The organism is Metasolibacillus sp., from assembly GCF_025291715.1.
In the GTDB taxonomy this organism is placed as follows: Bacteria; Bacillota; Bacilli; order Bacillales_A; family Planococcaceae; genus Metasolibacillus; species Metasolibacillus louembei.
Map to the genome: position 1 here is coordinate 12825 of NZ_JAMBIZ010000033.1, position 18838 is coordinate 31662.

Below are 18838 nucleotides of genomic sequence, written 5' to 3' on the forward strand. Positions count from 1 at the left end.
GTATTATTTTATTTAAAAAATTTTTTCTAATGTACCTTGCCATTCAACCATTCCTGGCACCACATTATAAACATTGTCGAAGCCTGCGCTCGCTAATTTTTTCGCTGCTAAATCGCTGCGCTTAGCTGTGCGACAAATAACATAAATCGGCTGCTCCTTTGCTAGCTCATGCATACGGGCATCTAGCTCACCTAACGGAATTGATTTTGCACCTGCAATATGTCCAAATGCATATTCCACTGCCTCGCGTACATCTAAAATGATACCGTCTGTTAAGCTAAGCAATTGCTCATTTGACACAGTTTGTGGAAAAGGTGTTTCCACAATACCCTCATTTGAGCATTTGCGTACATAATGATAAAGAACATCCCCCTGTACCGTTGTACCAATATATTGATGTCCGACTGACTGTGCCCATGCTGCTAAATCTGCTGTTGAGCCTTTATCTGTTGCCTGTACCTCTAAAATTTGCCCATCAATTAAATCTGTCATCGCCTTTTTCGTGCGCACAATCGGCATTGGACATGCTAAACCTTTTGCATCAATTTGTCTATCTGCCTTTATTGTCATTGTACTTCCTCCTGTTCCATAGCATCTTGCCACGCTAGCATTCCTCCTACCATATTAGTAACGTCATAGCCTTGCTCCTGTAAAAACGCTGTTGCTCGCCCACTGCGCGCACCTGAGCGACAGACGATAATATATGGCGTATTTTTATCTAGTTCATGCATGCGAAATTCCAGCAGCCCTAATGGAATATGAAGAATGCCTGGAATATGCCCTTGCTGTACTTCATCCACTTCTCGTACATCAAGCAAATGCACTGTTTCACCTACCAGTATACGTTGCTGTACTTGTTCCACTAAAATTTCCTTCACTTTTATCATCCTCTCCATGCATTCATACCACCGCGTATATTTGTAATATTGTTATAGCCTAATTTCTTTAACTGCTTACATGCTTGTGCACTGCGCATACCACTTTGGCAAATAACGAAAATTTCTTGATTCTTTGGCAAGTGTGAAAAATCTGTGCCAAGTGGCATATTTTTAGCTTGTGGAATATGTCGTCCTTTATATTCAGCAGGTGTACGCACATCAATAAATAACTTGTTACGATCATTAATAATACTTGCCAGCTCCTCAGTAGAAATTGTTTTTACACCTTTTGCTGGCATCATTCGCCATACAATTAAAGCTACGATAGCAGCAGCTATAATAAAACCAGTCACTTAAATACCCCCCACCCTATATAAATAGATTGACATGCCCTTGCTCAGCATCTGCTAAATAGGCAGCTACACCCGCATAATGGACACCATCTAAAAGCTCTTCTTTTTGAAGTCCCAATAAATCCATTGTCATCGTACATGATACGAGCTTAATATCTTGCTCCTGTGCCATCTCAATAAGCTGTGTGAGTGTTAATGCATTATGCTTTTTCATGACATGCTTAATCATTTTTGGTCCCATGCCAAGCATCTGCATTTTTGACAAACCAAGCTGTTCCGCACCGCGTGGCATCATGCGCCCGAACATTTTCTCTAAAAATCCCTTTTGCACTTCGGCAGGCTGCTGCCTGCGCAATGCATTAATACCCCAGAACGTATGAAAAATCGTTACGTCATGGTCATAAGCTGCTGCACCATTAGCAATGATATATGCTGCCATCGCCTTGTCATAATCTCCACTAAACAATACAATCGTCGTTCTTTTCTTTTCCATTGTCCGCCTCCATATACCCCTACAGGTATTTATTTTCACAAAATAGAAAGCCGCACTAATTTAACGGCTTTTTACTAATAAACTAACGGCCTCTTGAATTGAAGCATTGATTTCCTCGGTATTCTCGCCAGCCTTCTGCACACATTCAACAAGATTTTCGCTAACAATTACACCGATAGCTCTATCTACGCCTGAACGCACCGCCGACAATTGGGTAATGACATCTCGGCAATCCTGACCTTCTTCCATCATACGCAAAATGCCGCGCAATTGTCCCTCCATGCGTTTTACACGATTCATTACTTTGTTATCATATGTCACTATACAGCACCTCCAGACATCGATTGATAACACTTATATTATACCCCATCGGGTATTTAGTCAAGCTGTATTACTCAGTAATAATAATCTCGTTCACAGGCGCACCAGATTTGCGTACGTATTTTACGATTTTATTAGCAATTGGTTCGTCCACTAATCCCCCTACTGGAAGCGTTATCGTAGACTGATCATGAAATGTAAACCGCATTTCATCATCATGCACACGATTAATAGTTTTTTTCGTGTAATCAAGCTGAACAATGTCCCCCCACTCATAATGCTTTTTCCCCTTTAACCAATGGGCGCTTTCAATGCCACTTGTATCAATATAAACATAATGTCTTGTTCCACCGATAAATAAAAAGAAAAATGCAATAATCGCAAAAACCCCTAAGCCAATTTTAAAAATTCGTTTTTTCAAAAAGTACATCCCAATCAAGCTTGCCACAGCTGCTACAAATGCAAAGGTATACACAATTAAGCTTGATGGTAGCGGTACGAAAACAATTTTATCTGCATAATCATAAAATGTCACCGCAATAATATACGGTGTAAATAACACAATGATTGGTGCAATTATCGCAATTGCTATTGCAAACACCGCATAAATCGTTTTCTTCTCTCTATCCAACATTGCAATCACTCTCTTCCTAATTTATTGTATAATTAATATACGGATGGAAATTACGGAAGTTTCAGAAAATTTGAATGTAGGGAGAGAAATCATGGTTCAGCAAAAAATACTAAATATTCTATGCCACCCAAAAATGAAAAGCAGTAGGGAATTGCGCTTCCCTACTGCTTCTTTAGCTCTACTACCACAATCTCTGGTAAATTAAAAATGCGATATGGCACAATGCTATTGCCTAACCCTCGACTCACAACCATTGTTGTCTCTCCACTTTTATACGTGCCTGCTGTATATTTAGGGAAATAGCCTTGCCCTGGAGCCACTAGCCCTCCGATAAATGGCAGGCGTATTTGACCACCGTGTGCATGTCCTGTGAAAACAATATCAATTGCATTATCCACATATGTGTCAAAGCGCTCTGGACGATGTGATAAGAGCAATGTCAGCGTATCATCTGGCATATCTCTCAAAGCCTCATCTAGCATCTCCTGCGTTGTATAGCCCATTAACGGGTCTTCAATCCCCGCAATAATGATTTGTTCTCCGTCCTGCTCTAACATCGTTGCACTGTTTGGCATTACATGTACACCTAGCTCAGTTAATGCTGTATAAATCTCTGTCATTTTTCTCGTTGCTACTTCATGATTACCTAACACATAATACACATCTGCCATTTCGACAAAGCCTTTTACAGCATCTAAGCTGTTATCTAAATCATAACGATTGCTGTCGATCAAATCTCCTGTAATGAAAATAGCATCTGGATTGGTAGCCCGTACTTTTTCAATCAATCGCTCCTGCCCTTCACCGAAAATAGCATCATGTAAATCAGTGACTTGTGTAATACGATAGCCATCAAAGCTTGCTGGAATACGCTCTGATTCATACACATGCTCCGTCACAACAAGCCATTTATTATTCACCTGTAAAAAAATATAAAGAGCCACAACGAAGATTATTAATTTTACTAACTTTTTCAACCTACACCGCTCAATTCGTTATTAATGTATATTGTAAATCATACCACTTTTATCAACAATATTTATATGTTTTGGCACATTTAAATATAATATTTGTGAGCTGTCTTCCCAACCATGGTCTTTATAGTGCTCCTGCAATAGCCATAAATCTGGTATGACACGATTATAGGTTACTCTATTTTCTATTTCAACAATTGATAATACATCATTGGCAAAGCTAAGCTGTGGCGTGATGAAATAATTTGTCATATCCATTCCTGCATACGCATATGGCAGTTGATAGTAACTTGCATAAATCTCATTAGATGCTGCATCATCTCTCCATTCTATAATAAGACGCATCATTGAAAAGCCTTGCTCATTATTATTATCAAGAACAACCTCATTTTGCGTTGCTGTAAATGTCCACTGCTCCTGCAAATAAGCTGTGGCCTCTTCTACACGTTTTTCATTTAACTGCTCTAGGATATATCGTTTCTCTTCTAGTTTTTCCTCTACTTCTCGGTCAGACAGTGCTATATGCTGGGCATTCGGTAAATAAGGAAAAATACAAATCGCCATGAAGCCTACTGCAATATACACCGCTATTAGCTGATAAAATCGCCTTGCAGACAAAGCTTTAAAGCGTATAGGAAATAATAATCTCACTATCAAAAAGGCAACAATGAAAAGTATTATGATTGGCAATAGTGTAATCATCCTCTACGCACCTCCTGCCTGTTATTAATAAACAATGTAGCAGCATACAGCATCATTGAGATAAGCAACGCTTTTAACATATACAGGTTAATAGAACTGCTAAAGAACCATGCATTTACAGGTATTCCCATTAGAAAAATAGCAAGACCAACAACCACAAGTATACTAACTGTTAGCACTCTAGACATGCTCCAGAGGGTACCAATAAAATAGCCAATTGCTGCCGCAAAAAGCAATGTCAAATAAAGCATAAAAAATGTTGTACCACTAGGAAGAAGCGTTGCACTTATAACATCCAAATCATATACAAGCACTTGGACAAATTGTGTACTAGCATACGATGCAATCGCTGTCAGTGTCGCAATAAACATCATGACACAAATAAATAAAATCGTTGAAATATTTGCTGTTAATCTCGTTGTAGGAATTGATAAATTCTCCATTTGTAATCGTTTAGAGGGCATGGCAAGACAAGTTGAAAATGCTGTTACTATCGACAGTGCTAAAACGCCATCCAAGCTATAAAAATACTGCTCAATCACCAGATTGTTGAAACCTCTCGAACTCATACCTGTTTGACTGCCAATAATCGAAATAAATAATTGAACAACAATAAAGCTTATTAGCATACCTCTATAAATATCCAGCTTCCACTTGACCTGCTCTACAATATTTCTCATCACCGACACATTATTCGAATACATCATCAATCCCCCCTGTTGTGTTAGCTGTCACATATTTACAAGCCTCGCTCGCAGAAATATGCTCCCATTGAATCGTCGATGATTCCTCAAAATATTTCTTTTCTATAATGAGCTCGCGATTTCCCTCAAATAAAGCGTGTGCACGATAGGGTGCAAGCTGCTCCGGTTGCCCAACTATGCGCACTGCATATTGCTGCATTTCTTCAACAGCTTGATGCACTATTACCTGTCCATAATGAATTAATAAAATCTCCTCAATTAAATGCTCAATTTCCTGTAGATGATGACTCGATATGATAATCGTTCTCGGATACGCGATATACTCCTTCAAAATTGCCCTATACATATCTGAACGTATCGCCTCATCCATGCCATTCATTGGCTCATCTAACAATGTAATTGCACAGCGCGCTGCCAAGCCATAAATTAAATGAAAAGAGGAGCGCTGCCCTTTTGATAAACTACTAGGAAAGCTTTTGTCACTAATTCCTACATAGTGCAACAGCTTTTCTGCCAGTTCTTGTTGCCAATTCGGATAAAAGCGGGGCGCTGTTTTAAAAATTTGCTCAATATTGCTATTTGCAGCAAACGTCATACCTTCTTCAATAAAAATTGTATTCGTTGCTGCCGCTAAGCTCATCGGACTATCTTGATAAATACTTATTTGGCCTGCGGTCGGTCTACTATGTCCCGCTAAAATATTTAGCAGCGTGGATTTACCCGCACCATTTCGCCCAATTAGACCAACAATTTTATGTTCCTCGATTTGGAAGGAAACATCTTTTAATATTTCTTTGCCTCTATATTTTTTCAGGATATTTTTACATTGAATCAAAGTTATTCTCCTCTCTGTATCTTGTGAATAAGTGTTAACAACTCCTCATCTGCTACTGCAAGTCGTCGTGCCTCTAACACAAGCTCTTGCGCAAGCTTTTGCAATGTCTCATTGCGCCGTTTCTCCAAGATCATCTCTTTCGCCTGTGTCGTCACAAACATACCCAGCCCCCTTTTTTTATATAAAATTTCTTCCTCTAACAACAGTGTTAGCCCTTTTCCTGCAGTTGCTGGATTAATATTAAATAGCTCCGCTAGCTGATATTGTGAATACACCTTGCCGTCAGCTATAAGGTGGTCTGCTAATATCTCATTTTGCAGCCATTCCGCAACCTGCACATAAATGGGCGCCGTGCCATCCATATTCAATTTCAAATTATAGCACCCCCAAGTCGGTACATTAGTGTTGTAATGCACTATATATAAATTCCATAATTTTGTCAAGTCGTGCTATAGAATTTTTTTATTTGATCACTTTTAGCTCTTATTCGATCACTCTTGTCACCAAGGCCATTTATAAATCGTGCTACGACCACCTCCTACTTCAATTAGTCCAGCTGATTGTAGCAAACGCTTTGTTCTATGTCGGTCTTTCACTTGAAGAAACTCACATGCTTCTCTATTGGAGATGGTTTCCTTTACAAATATGAACCACTCCTTCAATGTTGCGATATGTGCTTGTTTATCACGATGCCCACAGTTTGGGCAGTGCCAGCCAGTTCTTTTATACTGCATTGCTAAAGAGTCACAAACACAGCGCACGCCTGACTTTATTGCATGTACTTTCACTTGCCATCTTGGAAATAACGGGTAACGCACAAATTTATAGCGTTCGTTTTCCGCTTGAAGTGACGCTATAAGCCCATCTCAATCATCTTGCGTTAAAGTTTTAGGAAAACGCGCCTGTTGTTGCGCATAAAATGTAGGAATCATCGATAAAAATAATAGAGGTTGACGTTTTGGGGACTTTATAATTAAAGGATAGCTTGATGTCGTCCAGGCAATCGCACCGATTACAGGTATTTTGATGTCATGTTGTATGAGCCATTGCTGGAGTAAATGCATATTGCGTTCAAGCTGTACTTCAGGGCTTTCAAAGGTAGTGGCAATACCTTCGCGCACCCTTACTAGACGTGTAGGATTTTCTTCAAAGGATAATTCACCTGTAATGTTTTTGCTTTCAAGCACTAATAAAAAGCGTTCTGTCACAACGAGACAATCTATTTGAAATTTACCCACTGCATGCAGAGAAATATCGAATAATACATTTTTAGCTATGCAATAATTGTCGAATAGTCGCCGAAGTCGCATTTCTCCTGCATCTCCAGCTAGAATAGCCTTCCATTTCATTTCGACGAACTCTAAGTTATCCACAGTGAAGCGATTTAACAAATTTTCTCCTCCTCTTTTCCACAAAGTTATCCTCAAATTAAAAGGTTATTCACAGAAGAAATAGTTGAATTATCCACAATTAAAATTTTACGACAAAATACTACAAAAAAACACCTACTTCCCGAAAGAAGTAGGCGCGAATTGTGGATAACTATTCTTTTAGCTCCCGTTCAACTGGTATTTCCTCACTATGCTCTGGCACAGTAGCTTCATCTCCAAATAGCACAGGCTTCAATAAGTCTTCACCGAACCCTTCAGCAAGTGGTACACGTGAACGATATGCTGCACGACAAACAAGATGTCCTGCAACTGGTGCTGTAATAAATACGAAAATGATCCCTAAAATTAAACGAATACTAAAGTAGCCATCGTGGCTCCAAAAATAAATAAAGGCTCCGAAAAGACAGGCTAATACGGATAGGGTAGCACTTTTCGTTGCAGCATGGGAGCGTGTATACACATCGGGTAAACGAATCATACCGAAGGCGCTAACAACACTAACGATAGAGCCAAACAAAATTAATAGAACTCCTATCCACTCAACGATTTGATTTACGTTCAACGATAACTCCCCTTTCAATATATTTCGAAAAGGCGATTGTGCCAATAAATGCTAAAATCCCTAAAATTAAAATAGCCTCTAAAAAAGCCTTTGTCTTTAATAAAATCGAAACAATCGCAATCGAGGAAATCAGATTAACGCCTATCGTATCAAGCCCAATAGCACGATCTGGCTTAGAAGGCCCTACAATTACACGATAAAGGAGAAGTGCGATTGCAACCATAAATAAAACGAGTGAAGCAAGTAAAATTTTCTCAATCATTAACGTGACACCTCCATAATTGCCTTCTCAAATTTACCAATGGAACGAAGCAATGTTTCCTTGGATTCCTCGATATCCATTGCATGAATATAAAACATATCGCCCTCCTCAGAAACTTCCATGACTACAGAGCCTGGTGTTAGTGTCAGTAGCAATGCTAATGCCGTAAGCTCCCAATCTCCTCGAAGCTCTGTACGATATGTAATAATGCCAGGTGTAATTTTTAACTTTGGCGTCAACACCTGATGAATAACAGAAAAGCTGGATAAAAGCAGCTCACGAATAAATAGTGAAATCAACTTGAATACCTTAAAGACACGACGCAAATAAAATTGAGTTCCGAAAAATCGATGCATTGCATATAAAATAAAGATACCAACTAGAAAGCCTGCTACAAACGTAGGAAAGCCTGCTGTAGGGTCATCTTTCAGTAAAAACCATAGTGTAGCGATAAATAAATTTAAAATAAACTGACCGAACATAATGCGCCTCCTTCTACTTAGCTCCTAAAATTGCTTCAATATAAATAGCTGGGTTCGCTAAAGTACGCGCTGCATCCTCTACATACACGGCAATTCCCTCTGCACCTAAGCCAAGTGCTACAATGCAAAGCGCAAGCATCACAAACGATGCCATCGCTGCTTTTGGAATAGGCTTTTTATCTTCATCACTAACAGATGTTTCCCCGAAAAATGCTGCTAGGAAAATACGAAGTAAAGAATATAATACGATAACACTTGAGCCAAATCCGATTGCTAGTAAAACGTAAAAGCCACCCTCTACCGCCTGCTGACCAATTAGCACTTTGCCAATAAAGCCACTCAATGGCGGAATGCCTGCCAACGCACACATCACAATAAAGTAAATCCAACCAAATAAAGGATAATGACGAATCAAGCCATTCATATTTTTGACGATAATCTCACCTGTTAAATACACCATCGTCCCTACAATTAAAAACAATAACGCTTTTGCCAGCATATCGTGCATTAAATAATAAATTGCCCCCGCAAAAGCCTGCTCTGTCCCAACAGCTAGACCTATCATAATAAAGCCAACGCCGATTATGACATTGTAAGCTGCAATTGTCCGAACATCACGACCTGATAATGCGCCTAAGCAGCCAAGCACAATGGTAATCCCTGCCATAACGCCAATTAACATATGCGTTACGCCTGTATTTAGCGTAAACATCAGCGTGAACGTACGGAATAATGCGTAAATCCCCACTTTCGTCAATAAAGCTGCAAACAAAGCTTGAACTACTGTCGGTGGTACACTGTACGAGCCTGGTAGCCAGAAAAATAATAACAAACCAGCTTTTAAGCTAAAGACGATTAAAAATAAAATCGCTACTGTTGTTAAAATAGGGTCTTGTCCTACTTCTGCCACACGTACTGCAATATGTGCCATGTTTAATGTTTTTAACGTGCCATATAAATAAGCGAGCGCTACTAAAAACATCCATGAAGCGACTACATTAATCAATACATATTTCAACGATTCTCGTAGCTGAAACTTTTCGCCTCCAAGCGCTACTAATGCATAAGAAGCTAGTAGCATTACTTCAAAGCAAACGAATAAATTAAAAATATCACCCGTTAAAAAGGAGCCATTTACTCCTGCAATTAGGAACAACACAAACGGATAGAAAAACATTTGCTCATGGCGCTCACCAATTGTTGAAAAGGCATAAATTAAGCAAATCGCTGTAATAATATTTGCTGTTAAAACGAGCAGCATTGAAAATGAATCTGCTACGAATAAAATACCAAATGGTGGTAACCATCCGCTAAAATCAATTTTCATAATGCCATTTGCCTGTACTTCAAGAAGCAAAATCAATGCAATGATACTAACTGCAACAACTGTCACTAAGCTCACAATTCGCTGCACACGAATATTTTGGCGTAAAAACACCAGTACAATTGCTGTTACAATAGGAATAATAAGTGGTAATACAATAATATTATTCATCCGGTGATCCCCCTAGCTTGCTGAAATCATCTGTTCCATTTGTACTGTACATACGATAAGCCAAAACCAATACAAATGCTGTAACAGCAAAGCTAATAACAATCGCCGTCAAGATCAATGCCTGTGGAAGTGCATCTGTATATGGACCATCTGACTGGCCTAATAGCGGCACATCCCCTTTTTTCAAGCCACCTACGGATAAAATAAGTAAATGAACCGCATGTGATAAAACAGCCGTGCCTAAAATAACGCGAATCACTGTACGTGAGAGGATTAAATAGGTCGCTACTGCAACTAGAATTCCTACTAATATAACAATTAAAGATTCCATAACTACTCATCCTCACTTATACTCAAAATAATCGTTACAAGCGTACCAATAACCGTTAATGCTACACCTGCTTCAAAAATCATCACTGTTGATAAATGTGTTTCGCCTAATAGCGGAAGATCAAAATAACGATCAGCCTGTGTTAAAAATGGTACATTGAAGAAAATTGAAGCAATAGCGGTGCCTGTTGCTAAAAGTACACCCAAGGCTGCTACTTTTTTAAAATCGAAGGGCATGCCGTTATGCACCGTTTCAATATCATACGTTAAATACAGTAACACAATAGCTGAGCCAAGCACTAAGCCGCCAATAAAGCCGCCACCTGGCGCATTATGTCCAGCAAAGAAAAGATACACACCGAGCGTTAAAATAATAAACACTACCATTTTGACAACGGTGCGCAAAATGACATCATTAATTTTCAACATCAGTCTCTCCTTTCTTTGCCTTTAATTTAATCAATGTATAAATTCCTAAGCCAGCAATAAATAACACGACAACTTCAAGCATCGTATCAAATGCACGGAAATCCCCTAAAATCGTATTAACGATATTTTTCCCACCAGCTAAATTATAGGAATCCTCAAAATAAGCCGAAATTGGCTCAAACTTTTCATAATGTAAAACACTTAATCCAACAAGTGTTACGGTCGCTCCTACGAAAATAGAAATAGTTGCCTTCGAAAACTTCACTGCTCTTGATACTTTTTCCTTCGTTAAATCTGGTAAGAACTTAAAGCACAGTAAGAACAATGCTGTCGTTACTGATTCAACAACGAGCTGTGTCAATGCTAAATCTGGTGCACGAAACACAACGAAGAAAAAGGCAACCGAATAGCCAAGTACACCATTCAGTAAAACTGTCGTAATACGCCCCTTAGCAAATAACAATGCCACGGCAGCAAACACCATAATTAGTAATAAAATCATCTCATAATACTCAACAGGTGAATCCTGCGATGGACTCCAAGTAAATGCATCACTTACTACAAAATAGCCTGCAACAATTGTCACAAATATAATGTAAATATAAGCAAAATAATACGTTAAATTGCCATTCATATATAAGCGAGTAAACCAGCCCGACTTCGACTCAGCGAAGCCAATAATACGCTCATAGTATGCATTCAATGTATACTTTTGTGAGAACAATTGGTAAATTGCACGCCACTTTGGCAGCGAGCGGTATAAAAGGATACCGATAATAATCACACCAATTGTCATAAACAATTCCGTACCAATATGGAAGTGTTCAATTGGCACTGTTAGCTCCTCCGCTGGGAAGCTTGGATAAATGCTTTGCATCGCAGGCGCTAAAATATTGCGTCTTAAAATATTTGGGAAGAAGAAAATACCAATAACAAATGCTACTAACACAAACGGTGAAATTAGCATACCAATAGGTGCTTCATGCGGTGGCTTTTCTAAACGATCTGGTTGCAGCTTGCCGAAAAATGTTCGACCGATAATAATCACGCAATAAACAAATGTGAAGACACTTGCTGTCCATGCAACAACAGGGAAAATAAAGCCAAAGCTTTCAACAGAGAAAATATTTAATTGTAAAATATCTACCGTTGCTTTAAAAAACATTTCTTTACTTAAAAAACCATTGAATGGTGGCAAGCCTGCCATCGACATACTGCCAATCACTGCAATTGTAAATGTAAACGGCATTAATGCCATCAAGCCGCCCAGTCGACGAATATCGCGCGTCCCTACTTCATGGTCCACAATGCCGACCATCATAAAGAGCGCTCCTTTGAATGTGGAGTGATTAATTAAATGGAATAACGCAGCAAATGTTGCTTGCGTATAAATTAATGATTCGGAACTGTAGCCTAATGCATGTGCAGCAGAGCCAAGCCCAAACAATGACATAATCAGCCCAAGCTGACTAACTGTGGAATAAGCTAATAATGCTTTTAAATCGAATTGGCGCACCGCGTTAAACGAGCCCCAGAACAGCGTAACAATACCGACACCAGCGACTGTCCAAAACCATACTTCATGTCCACCGAAAACAGGTGACATACGCGCAACTAAATAAATCCCTGCTTTTACCATAGTTGCAGAGTGTAAATATGCACTAACAGGTGTTGGTGCCTCCATTGCGTCTGGCAACCAAATATGGAATGGGAATTGTGCTGATTTTGTGAAAGCACCTAAAAGCACTAATAGCATTGCTGGAATAAATAGTGCGTGCTCTTGAATTATGCTGACATTTGCAATTAATTCACGTATGCTAAACGTACCCGCAATTGTATATAAAGTTAAAAAGCCTGCTAGCATTGCGACGCCACCTGTTACCGTAATCGTCATTGCTTTACGTGCACCAGCACGAGACGCTTTACGATGGTGCCAAAATGCAATCAGCAAAAATGACGATACGCTTGTCAGCTCCCAAAATGCATAAAGCACCATTAAGTGATCTGAAAAAACGACGCCTAGCATGGCTCCCATAAAGAGCAATAGATAGCAATAAAAATGATGAAGTGATTCTTTTGTTGATAAATAAAAAATTGAGTACAAAATGACTAAGCTACCAACCCCAGTAATGAGCAAGCTAAAAATCATGCTTAGCCCGTCTAAATAGGTTGTAAAGCTTATGTTAAAAGAGGGGATCCACTCATAAGTTTTTGTAAATGTTTCACCATTCGCTATACGAGGGATATATGTAGTTAATATACTAAATAAAATGACCGGCACAGCTAAGACAAGCCAGCCGATATGTACTTTATTAAATCGCCTATATATGAACGGAATAGCAGCCGCCATTATAAACGGTAAAAGTATTGCAAGTTCAACAATCATATGCCAAAACCTCCTAGATTAAAAATGATGCATGACCATAATGTTTAATATCAGTTTTACTAAAAAATATATTTTCTATCCATTAATATTTTGACTATTATTACTTACAGCAATTTGTTACCAATTCACTTGACTAACGTTACAACTCATAGCATAATAGTGTGTCATAAAGAGCAAGTCAAAATAAAAAAATTTTTTAGTGTGCAGTGCCCTTTGCAAGCCAAAAATACATCATATAAGAAAAGTATACACTAGAATATGACGGAATGCACTGCAATGGCTTCGATATTCGCTCATTTACACTAGGTTTTTCAAAATTGATAACTGGAGTGTCGTGTTTACAAATATAATAAAGAGGTGCAAAACTATCATGAAGCATGTTAAAAGCAGAATGGACGAAAGTATTTTAGTTTGTGTGTACTACGGACTTAATGGCGAACGTCTAATCCGTCGAGGGCATAAGCTCGCAACATTACTTGACTGTCCTCTATATGTTTTAACAGTAGATGCTAAGCCTATCGACGCATTTGATGCAGAAAAATCGGGCTACATCGAACAATGGAAGCAGCTAACAAGTGAATTAGAGGTTGAAGAGTTTATTATTCGCGATAACGAGAAACTACCTATCCATAAAGTAATTACAGAAGTAGCAATGCAACATAATATTACACAAATCATTGTAGGTCAAAGCGCACAAAGCCGTTGGGAGGAAATCACAAAGGGCTCATTCTTAAATGTCTTATTGCGTGAAATTCCTTTTGTTGACTTCCACATCGTGGCTGTCAAACGCCCGACAGAGGATGAGTCATTCGATATTTATGAAAAAGGCGTTCGTGCTTATTTAATTTGTGACAATGGCGAGTACAAAGTTGCCTTTACTTGTCCAAAATTTGCCTCAATCGAGGGGATTTTCTTTAAAGAAATCGGCACAGATTTCGATAATGGCATTTTCAAATTCAATTTTGAAGGAAAAATGCATGAGCTAGATATCGTAGAGGGTGCTGTAACAAATCCTCAGGTGATTCCAGTGAAATGCAAGCCATCGCTAGCTCGTTAAATAAAAAAGCTGTAGGAAAGATTTCATCCTTCCTACAGTTATTTTTAGTATTTCTCATTCGCCTTAATGCCTCGAAGATTTTTATCTAATATATAAACATCTCCTCTATTTATCTTATCTGTAATGTGGTAAATATTGAATAACGATTTATCAATATATCTACCTAAATATGCCTCTTTAAACTCATGCGGTCCTCCGTCATAGCCCTTCGCTCTTGTAAAGCTCATTGCTTGCGATTCTGACATTTTCTTAAGCCCTTTTAAATTGCTAATATCAAAGCGTTGTAGTGTTGGATTTTTAGAACCAGAATAGGGTGTAACTTCAACTTCTATGTAGTCTGAATCTGTTTGGGGGAAATCCCCAAGTGGTACACTAGAACTATGCGCACTCGTTACAGGTACTAACAGTCCTACTAATAGAAGAAGGCTCAAAAACCCAGAAAGCAGCCATTTATTTTTATAAACCATATAATCCCTCATTTTGTAAAATATTATAACATTATGTTATAATATTTTCAAATACTTCAAAAAACTATTTAGATAGGAGAATTACAATATGTTACCACTAGATACTACAATAAACGCATATTTTTGTATTTATGGGGATGATTTCTCTGTAGATAAATTCACTCAGGAAATGGAAATAACACCTACCACTACTCGAAATCAAGGTGAAATTTTTATGAAAGGCACAACAAAGCATGTTAGCTATACAACTGATTGGGTTTATGAAACAGGCGATCAATTAACAAATAATCCACTTATACAACTACATGAATTAGTAGGTCCACTTAACAAAAAAATTGATGTGATTAATCACTATAAAAAGAAATTTAATTTACAGTCACAAATTGTTATCGTTATTCGTTTCACCGAATATCAAACACCAGGGCTTCATTTTGATCATAAACTAATTAAATTTGCTTATGAAACGAATTCGCCATATTCAGTTGATATTTATTGTAATGTACAGCCTGAGAGCATCTAAAAAACCCTTTTAGAGCAATTCAGATTTGCTGGGAGCAATAGATATTTAGCATAAAGGTTAAGGCTGTCTAAAAAAGATAGTATCTTTCCAGACAGCCTCCTATACTTTATATCCCCACATTCGCCGCCTTATCCTTCGGCAACCAAAACGCAACAAACAATAATAAGGGCAGGCATGAAATGGCAATAATTGTTGCGACAATACCATATTCATCAATTAACATCCCCGTTGCAACAGCTCCGATTGCCCCCATACCAAATGATAAACCGACCGTCAAGCCAGCCATCGTGCCAATTTTAGTTGGTACCAGCTCCTGCGCATAAACAACTGTGACAGAGAAGCTAATCATAATTAACGTACCGATAATCACTAGAAGCACTGGAACGAGCCATAACGGCATATAGGGCAATGCTAAACAAAATGGTGTTGGTGCAACAACCGATACCACAATCACATTTTTACGTCCAATTCGATCTGACAAAGGACCGCCGAGAAATGTTCCTACAACACCACAAGCCATAAAAATAAAAATGAAAATCTGTCCAACTGGAATTGTTAAGCTATACTCCTCCACTAAATAAAATACATAAAAACTCGTAATATTTGTCGTATAGAAGGAGCGTGCAAAAATAATAATAAACAGCAAGGCCAATGCCATTGTTACTTGCTTTTTTGTCAACGGTGGCAATGATGAAATCAGTCGACGCTTCACTTTCGATAGCTTCTCTTCCTCTAGCTGTGCCTTATACCATAGCGAAATTTTGGTAAGAATCACGATGCCGATAGCTGACAATGCTAAAACAACAGAGGCTCCCTTCATGCCAAATGGCAGCAAAATAAAGGCACTAATCAGCGGGGCTAATGCTTGTCCAGAATTGCCTCCTACTTGATAAATCGACTGTGCTAAGCCACGCTTCGTCCCAGCAGCCATATAAGACACACGCGAGCCTTCAGGATGGAAAATAGCTGAACCAAGTCCTAAAAAGAGTACTGCAACGAGGATTACCCAATAGCTATGCGCTAAAATCAGCATCGCTACGCCAATGAAGGAGCTGACCATGCCAATAGGTAACGCATATGGCATTGGTTTTTTATCTGTAATAAAGCCAACGACAGGCTGTAAAACAGAGGCAAACATATTTAACACAAAGGAAATTAAGCCTAGCTGCGTAAAGGTTAATCCTAAACTATCCACTAAAAGTGGAAACATCGCAGGTACAACAGACTGCATCGTATCATTAATTAAATGACAAATGCCGATTGCAACCATCATCGCATAAATTGGTTGATTATATTTTTCAGTTGTATTCATAATTTTATTCACGCTTTCTATGCTGTATAGCATATATACTTTTCGCTCATGCTATGTGATAAGGAGTGATATACATGGACATAGGCGAAATTAATTTTTGGGAAATGATGTTCCGCACAACGGTTACGTTTATTGCCCTGCTCATTTTAGCTCGAATTATTGGCAAAAAACAACTAAGCCAATTGACGTTTTTCCACTACACGACAGGCATTACCTTTGGTTCCATTGCAGGAGAATTATCCTCTCAAAAGGAAACCCCTTTTTGGGATGGGATGATTTCGCTCATTTGGTGGTCCATTTTAACAATTTTGCTCAGTGCCATTGCTTTAAAATCAACAAAGATGCGCGTGCTTGTTGATGATAAGCCAACAATTCTTATTCATAATGGTGTTATCTCTGAAGCAAACTTAAAGAAAGCAAGGCTCCATTTAGATGAATTGACGATGCTGTTGCGTGAGCAAAGCATTTTTTCAGTAAACGAGGTTGCCTATGCTGTTTTTGAAACAAATGGAGAGCTTAGCGTTATGAAAAAACCCCCCTTTGCAGAGGCAATAAAAAAGGATACGCAGGCCAATTTAACCCCACCTCTATGTATGCCAACAGAAGTGATTTCCAATGGGCGAATTATCTCTGAAAATTTGCAACAGCTTGATTTAACAGAAGAATGGCTGTTGAAAAAGCTCCGTAATAAAAAAGTCGATGATGTGGAGCAGGTTCTTTTTGCACAAGTGTTGGAAGACCATTCACTTTATGTTAGTACGAAAACTAATCAATCTCCATAATATCAATCGGTGTCACCATGCCAATAAGCTTTTGGTGCGGGCGACCATGCTCTGTAATCAACAGTGCTTCATAACGTTGCCCGCGCTCCACCCCTTGCTTAAAAATCTCCTCTGCCTCATACACCGTCATCGTCTTGCTAATAAATTTATAATTTTTAAGCTTTCTCTCATGAAATAAAATATCCTGCAATGTTACATGCTTCGCCCAATTCCCTTTACCCATTGATGTTGCAAGCCAATTCGTTATACCGACTGTCGTAATTAACCCTTGAAATTGTTGCCCTGTATATATAGGAAATTGTGTATATTTACGCTTACGAATGACCTTCAGCATATATGTAAGTGAATCCGTTGTCTGAAAAGCCGTGACATGCTTGCGAAACAGCTGCCCTACAAGCTTTGGCTTTGCTAATGCAGCATCAATCGCCTCAATTTCCTCCACAACCTGTATATGCGGTTCTGCGATGACAAAATCAATCGACGTTCGATGATGCACAATAGCATTGCGCAAATCAGCATAAGCACGTAAATCATCCTCATATTTTTGCACAAGTGGATTTTTCCTTCGTGCCCTATCCAGCAAGCGATAAAATGGCATATACTCTTTGACATCAGCTATCTCGCGCAATGTATGGTCAATCCGATTAAAAGCAGTGATAAATCGATCAGAGTTTGTAGACATTTAGCCCCTCCTTACCTTGCATAATTATGATATATTATAGTCCTAATTTTCGGATTTTGAAATATTATTGCCAAAAAGAGGACGTCCGAAAAATCATTTTGGGACGCTCCCTTTGCGACGAGGATGGTGACAATTTGCTCCTGCGATTACTCGTCGCAGTTAAAACCATTTGCTCCTGCGGTTACTCGTCGCAGTTAAAACCATTTGCTCCTGCGGTTACTCGTCGCAGTTAAAACCATTTGCTCCTGCGATTACTTGTCGCAGAAAAGCTCTATTGTAACCACCGCAGGAGCACAATTTTAATCAAAAGTTGACTATGTAAAAAAGCGGAGCCGCCCAGAAAGTTCACTTTCTGGACGGCCCCTCTACATTATTTATATAATTTTTCCAATGCCTCATGCATATTTGAACGAATATTTGCTGACGGGCGAGCTTCCTTTACAAGCTGCTCAGCACTTTGCACATCATTTGCTAGTCCTAGCTCTAGCAATACAGCTGTTGCCATAACACTTGCTCTGCCATTCCCACTACCACAATGGATATAAATATTTTTTCCAGCCTCATATGCTTCTTTAATCCCCATAGCACCCGCCTGAATGCTTCCAGCTAAATCCTGTTCAACAATTGGGGAACACATAATCGGACTTGTTGGCATTTCTCCATCCTGTACAGCATTCGCACGAACATCATAGACAATCTCAATATTTTCCGCTTCTACAGCATCCTTAGCATCTGCTGCACCACCAAAGAAAATACGTCCCTTTACTAATTCATCGTAGCTCATCAT

27 protein-coding genes are annotated in these 18838 nt (G+C 38.8%); 3 read left to right on the plus strand and 24 right to left on the minus strand.

Going from position 1 to position 18838, the window contains the following annotated elements; all coding sequences use genetic code 11:
• Nucleotides 1-12: 12 nt before the first annotated feature.
• The 20 genes from M3Z76_RS16375 to M3Z76_RS16470 all read right to left on the minus strand — a co-directional run bounded on the left by M3Z76_RS16375 (nucleotide 13) and on the right by M3Z76_RS16470 (nucleotide 13231).
• Entirely contained in the window at nucleotides 13-570 is a 558-nt protein-coding gene (locus tag M3Z76_RS16375) for a sulfurtransferase TusA family protein (protein WP_293928971.1), read from the minus strand.
• Nucleotides 567-878 (minus strand): rhodanese-like domain-containing protein, encoded by a 312-nt coding sequence (locus tag M3Z76_RS16380; RefSeq protein WP_293928998.1) that lies wholly within the window; start codon nucleotides 876-878, stop codon nucleotides 567-569. The genes M3Z76_RS16375 and M3Z76_RS16380 overlap by 4 nt, the downstream gene beginning before the upstream one ends.
• A gap of 5 nt (nucleotides 879-883) precedes the next feature.
• Nucleotides 884-1177, minus strand: a complete 294-nt coding sequence (locus tag M3Z76_RS16385; protein WP_406601094.1) for a rhodanese-like domain-containing protein — start codon at nucleotides 1175-1177, stop codon at nucleotides 884-886.
• A gap of 70 nt (nucleotides 1178-1247) precedes the next feature.
• On the minus strand, nucleotides 1248-1724 hold the full coding sequence (locus M3Z76_RS16390; RefSeq protein WP_293928967.1) for a DsrE/DsrF/DrsH-like family protein: 477 nt from the start codon (nucleotides 1722-1724) through the stop codon (nucleotides 1248-1250).
• A 60-nt stretch (nucleotides 1725-1784) separates the two neighbouring features.
• The gene (locus M3Z76_RS16395) at nucleotides 1785-2045 is read right to left on the minus strand and encodes a metal-sensitive transcriptional regulator (protein ID WP_293928965.1); all 261 of its coding nucleotides are present in this window, start codon (nucleotides 2043-2045) and stop codon (nucleotides 1785-1787) included.
• Nucleotides 2046-2115: 70 nt separating this feature from the next.
• On the minus strand, nucleotides 2116-2679 hold the full coding sequence (locus tag M3Z76_RS16400) for a hypothetical protein (RefSeq protein ID WP_293928963.1): 564 nt from the start codon (nucleotides 2677-2679) through the stop codon (nucleotides 2116-2118).
• A 161-nt stretch (nucleotides 2680-2840) separates the two neighbouring features.
• Entirely contained in the window at nucleotides 2841-3656 is an 816-nt protein-coding gene (locus M3Z76_RS16405) for a metallophosphoesterase (RefSeq protein WP_293928961.1), read from the minus strand.
• A gap of 21 nt (nucleotides 3657-3677) precedes the next feature.
• Nucleotides 3678-4355 carry a hypothetical protein gene (locus tag M3Z76_RS16410; protein WP_293928959.1) on the minus strand — a complete coding sequence of 226 codons (678 nt, stop codon included), beginning with the start codon at nucleotides 4353-4355 and terminating at the stop codon, nucleotides 3678-3680.
• Nucleotides 4352-5062: a hypothetical protein gene (locus M3Z76_RS16415; protein ID WP_293928957.1), complete on the minus strand. Its 711-nt coding sequence runs from the start codon at nucleotides 5060-5062 to the stop codon at nucleotides 4352-4354. The genes M3Z76_RS16410 and M3Z76_RS16415 overlap by 4 nt, the downstream gene beginning before the upstream one ends.
• Nucleotides 5046-5894, minus strand: a complete 849-nt coding sequence (locus M3Z76_RS16420) for an ATP-binding cassette domain-containing protein (RefSeq protein ID WP_293928956.1) — start codon at nucleotides 5892-5894, stop codon at nucleotides 5046-5048. Before M3Z76_RS16420 ends, M3Z76_RS16415 begins: the two co-directional genes overlap by 17 nt.
• A 2-nt stretch (nucleotides 5895-5896) precedes the next feature.
• Nucleotides 5897-6268 (minus strand): GntR family transcriptional regulator, encoded by a 372-nt coding sequence (locus tag M3Z76_RS16425; RefSeq protein WP_293928955.1) that lies wholly within the window; start codon nucleotides 6266-6268, stop codon nucleotides 5897-5899.
• A gap of 126 nt (nucleotides 6269-6394) precedes the next feature.
• Nucleotides 6395-6682: a hypothetical protein gene (locus M3Z76_RS16430; RefSeq protein WP_293928953.1), complete on the minus strand. Its 288-nt coding sequence runs from the start codon at nucleotides 6680-6682 to the stop codon at nucleotides 6395-6397.
• A 78-nt stretch (nucleotides 6683-6760) separates the two neighbouring features.
• The gene (locus tag M3Z76_RS16435; RefSeq protein ID WP_293928951.1) at nucleotides 6761-7285 is read right to left on the minus strand and encodes a nuclease-related domain-containing protein; all 525 of its coding nucleotides are present in this window, start codon (nucleotides 7283-7285) and stop codon (nucleotides 6761-6763) included.
• A gap of 151 nt (nucleotides 7286-7436) precedes the next feature.
• Entirely contained in the window at nucleotides 7437-7847 is a 411-nt protein-coding gene (locus M3Z76_RS16440; RefSeq protein ID WP_293928950.1) for a Na+/H+ antiporter subunit G, read from the minus strand.
• Nucleotides 7825-8109, minus strand: a complete 285-nt coding sequence (locus M3Z76_RS16445; RefSeq protein ID WP_293928949.1) for a Na(+)/H(+) antiporter subunit F1 — start codon at nucleotides 8107-8109, stop codon at nucleotides 7825-7827. Before M3Z76_RS16445 ends, M3Z76_RS16440 begins: the two co-directional genes overlap by 23 nt.
• Entirely contained in the window at nucleotides 8109-8591 is a 483-nt protein-coding gene (locus tag M3Z76_RS16450) for a Na+/H+ antiporter subunit E (protein ID WP_293928947.1), read from the minus strand. The genes M3Z76_RS16445 and M3Z76_RS16450 overlap by 1 nt, the downstream gene beginning before the upstream one ends.
• A 13-nt stretch (nucleotides 8592-8604) precedes the next feature.
• Complete coding sequence (locus M3Z76_RS16455) at nucleotides 8605-10086, minus strand: Na+/H+ antiporter subunit D (RefSeq protein WP_293928945.1); 1482 nt, start codon at nucleotides 10084-10086, stop codon at nucleotides 8605-8607.
• Complete coding sequence (locus tag M3Z76_RS16460) at nucleotides 10079-10417, minus strand: Na(+)/H(+) antiporter subunit C (protein WP_293928944.1); 339 nt, start codon at nucleotides 10415-10417, stop codon at nucleotides 10079-10081. Before M3Z76_RS16460 ends, M3Z76_RS16455 begins: the two co-directional genes overlap by 8 nt.
• 2 nt (nucleotides 10418-10419) lie before the next feature.
• Nucleotides 10420-10842 carry a Na(+)/H(+) antiporter subunit B gene (locus M3Z76_RS16465; RefSeq protein ID WP_293928996.1) on the minus strand — a complete coding sequence of 141 codons (423 nt, stop codon included), beginning with the start codon at nucleotides 10840-10842 and terminating at the stop codon, nucleotides 10420-10422.
• Complete coding sequence (locus M3Z76_RS16470) at nucleotides 10832-13231, minus strand: Na+/H+ antiporter subunit A (RefSeq protein WP_293928943.1); 2400 nt, start codon at nucleotides 13229-13231, stop codon at nucleotides 10832-10834. Before M3Z76_RS16470 ends, M3Z76_RS16465 begins: the two co-directional genes overlap by 11 nt.
• 370 nt (nucleotides 13232-13601) lie before the next feature.
• Between M3Z76_RS16470 and M3Z76_RS16475 the strand changes: the two genes are divergently transcribed.
• Nucleotides 13602-14288, plus strand: a complete 687-nt coding sequence (locus tag M3Z76_RS16475; RefSeq protein WP_293928942.1) for an adenine nucleotide alpha hydrolase family protein — start codon at nucleotides 13602-13604, stop codon at nucleotides 14286-14288.
• Between the two features lie 44 nt (nucleotides 14289-14332).
• On the opposite strand, the gene M3Z76_RS16480 is transcribed toward M3Z76_RS16475, so the two are convergent.
• A complete protein-coding gene (locus tag M3Z76_RS16480) occupies nucleotides 14333-14755 on the minus strand; it encodes a hypothetical protein (protein ID WP_293928941.1) in 423 nt (140 codons plus the stop codon).
• A gap of 88 nt (nucleotides 14756-14843) precedes the next feature.
• Between M3Z76_RS16480 and M3Z76_RS16485 the strand changes: the two genes are divergently transcribed.
• Entirely contained in the window at nucleotides 14844-15275 is a 432-nt protein-coding gene (locus tag M3Z76_RS16485; protein ID WP_293928940.1) for a DUF4279 domain-containing protein, read from the plus strand.
• Nucleotides 15276-15381: 106 nt separating this feature from the next.
• On the opposite strand, the gene M3Z76_RS16490 is transcribed toward M3Z76_RS16485, so the two are convergent.
• On the minus strand, nucleotides 15382-16587 hold the full coding sequence (locus tag M3Z76_RS16490) for an MFS transporter (protein WP_293928939.1): 1206 nt from the start codon (nucleotides 16585-16587) through the stop codon (nucleotides 15382-15384).
• Between the two features lie 74 nt (nucleotides 16588-16661).
• Between M3Z76_RS16490 and M3Z76_RS16495 the strand changes: the two genes are divergently transcribed.
• Nucleotides 16662-17369 (plus strand): YetF domain-containing protein, encoded by a 708-nt coding sequence (locus M3Z76_RS16495; protein WP_293928937.1) that lies wholly within the window; start codon nucleotides 16662-16664, stop codon nucleotides 17367-17369.
• Here the strand turns inward: M3Z76_RS16495 and M3Z76_RS16500 are convergent.
• Complete coding sequence (locus tag M3Z76_RS16500; protein ID WP_293928936.1) at nucleotides 17353-18051, minus strand: CBS domain-containing protein; 699 nt, start codon at nucleotides 18049-18051, stop codon at nucleotides 17353-17355. The genes M3Z76_RS16495 and M3Z76_RS16500 overlap by 17 nt on opposite strands.
• Nucleotides 18052-18421: 370 nt before the next feature.
• Complete coding sequence (locus M3Z76_RS16505; RefSeq protein ID WP_293928935.1) at nucleotides 18422-18838, minus strand: protein-tyrosine phosphatase family protein; 417 nt, start codon at nucleotides 18836-18838, stop codon at nucleotides 18422-18424.

Bases quoted from the DNA above. Each gene is read 5' to 3' on its own strand.
- M3Z76_RS16375 (WP_293928971.1), bottom strand. From the start codon at position 570: ATGACAATAAAGGCAGATAGACAAATTGATGCAAAAGGTTTAGCATGT.
- M3Z76_RS16385 (WP_406601094.1), bottom strand. From the start codon at position 1,177: ATGCCAGCAAAAGGTGTAAAAACAATTTCTACTGAGGAGCTGGCAAGT.
- M3Z76_RS16390 (WP_293928967.1), bottom strand. From the start codon at position 1,724: ATGGAAAAGAAAAGAACGACGATTGTATTGTTTAGTGGAGATTATGAC.
- M3Z76_RS16400 (WP_293928963.1), bottom strand. From the start codon at position 2,679: ATGTTGGATAGAGAGAAGAAAACGATTTATGCGGTGTTTGCAATAGCA.
- M3Z76_RS16410 (WP_293928959.1), bottom strand. From the start codon at position 4,355: ATGATTACACTATTGCCAATCATAATACTTTTCATTGTTGCCTTTTTG.
- M3Z76_RS16415 (WP_293928957.1), bottom strand. From the start codon at position 5,062: ATGATGTATTCGAATAATGTGTCGGTGATGAGAAATATTGTAGAGCAG.
- M3Z76_RS16445 (WP_293928949.1), bottom strand. From the start codon at position 8,109: ATGATTGAGAAAATTTTACTTGCTTCACTCGTTTTATTTATGGTTGCA.
- M3Z76_RS16450 (WP_293928947.1), bottom strand. From the start codon at position 8,591: ATGTTCGGTCAGTTTATTTTAAATTTATTTATCGCTACACTATGGTTT.
- M3Z76_RS16455 (WP_293928945.1), bottom strand. From the start codon at position 10,086: ATGAATAATATTATTGTATTACCACTTATTATTCCTATTGTAACAGCA.
- M3Z76_RS16460 (WP_293928944.1), bottom strand. From the start codon at position 10,417: ATGGAATCTTTAATTGTTATATTAGTAGGAATTCTAGTTGCAGTAGCG.
- M3Z76_RS16470 (WP_293928943.1), bottom strand. From the start codon at position 13,231: ATGATTGTTGAACTTGCAATACTTTTACCGTTTATAATGGCGGCTGCT.
- M3Z76_RS16475 (WP_293928942.1), top strand. From the start codon at position 13,602: ATGAAGCATGTTAAAAGCAGAATGGACGAAAGTATTTTAGTTTGTGTG.
- M3Z76_RS16480 (WP_293928941.1), bottom strand. From the start codon at position 14,755: ATGGTTTATAAAAATAAATGGCTGCTTTCTGGGTTTTTGAGCCTTCTT.
- M3Z76_RS16485 (WP_293928940.1), top strand. From the start codon at position 14,844: ATGTTACCACTAGATACTACAATAAACGCATATTTTTGTATTTATGGG.
- M3Z76_RS16490 (WP_293928939.1), bottom strand. From the start codon at position 16,587: ATGAATACAACTGAAAAATATAATCAACCAATTTATGCGATGATGGTT.
- M3Z76_RS16495 (WP_293928937.1), top strand. From the start codon at position 16,662: ATGGACATAGGCGAAATTAATTTTTGGGAAATGATGTTCCGCACAACG.
- M3Z76_RS16500 (WP_293928936.1), bottom strand. From the start codon at position 18,051: ATGTCTACAAACTCTGATCGATTTATCACTGCTTTTAATCGGATTGAC.
- M3Z76_RS16505 (WP_293928935.1), bottom strand. From the start codon at position 18,838: ATGATGAGCTACGATGAATTAGTAAAGGGACGTATTTTCTTTGGTGGT.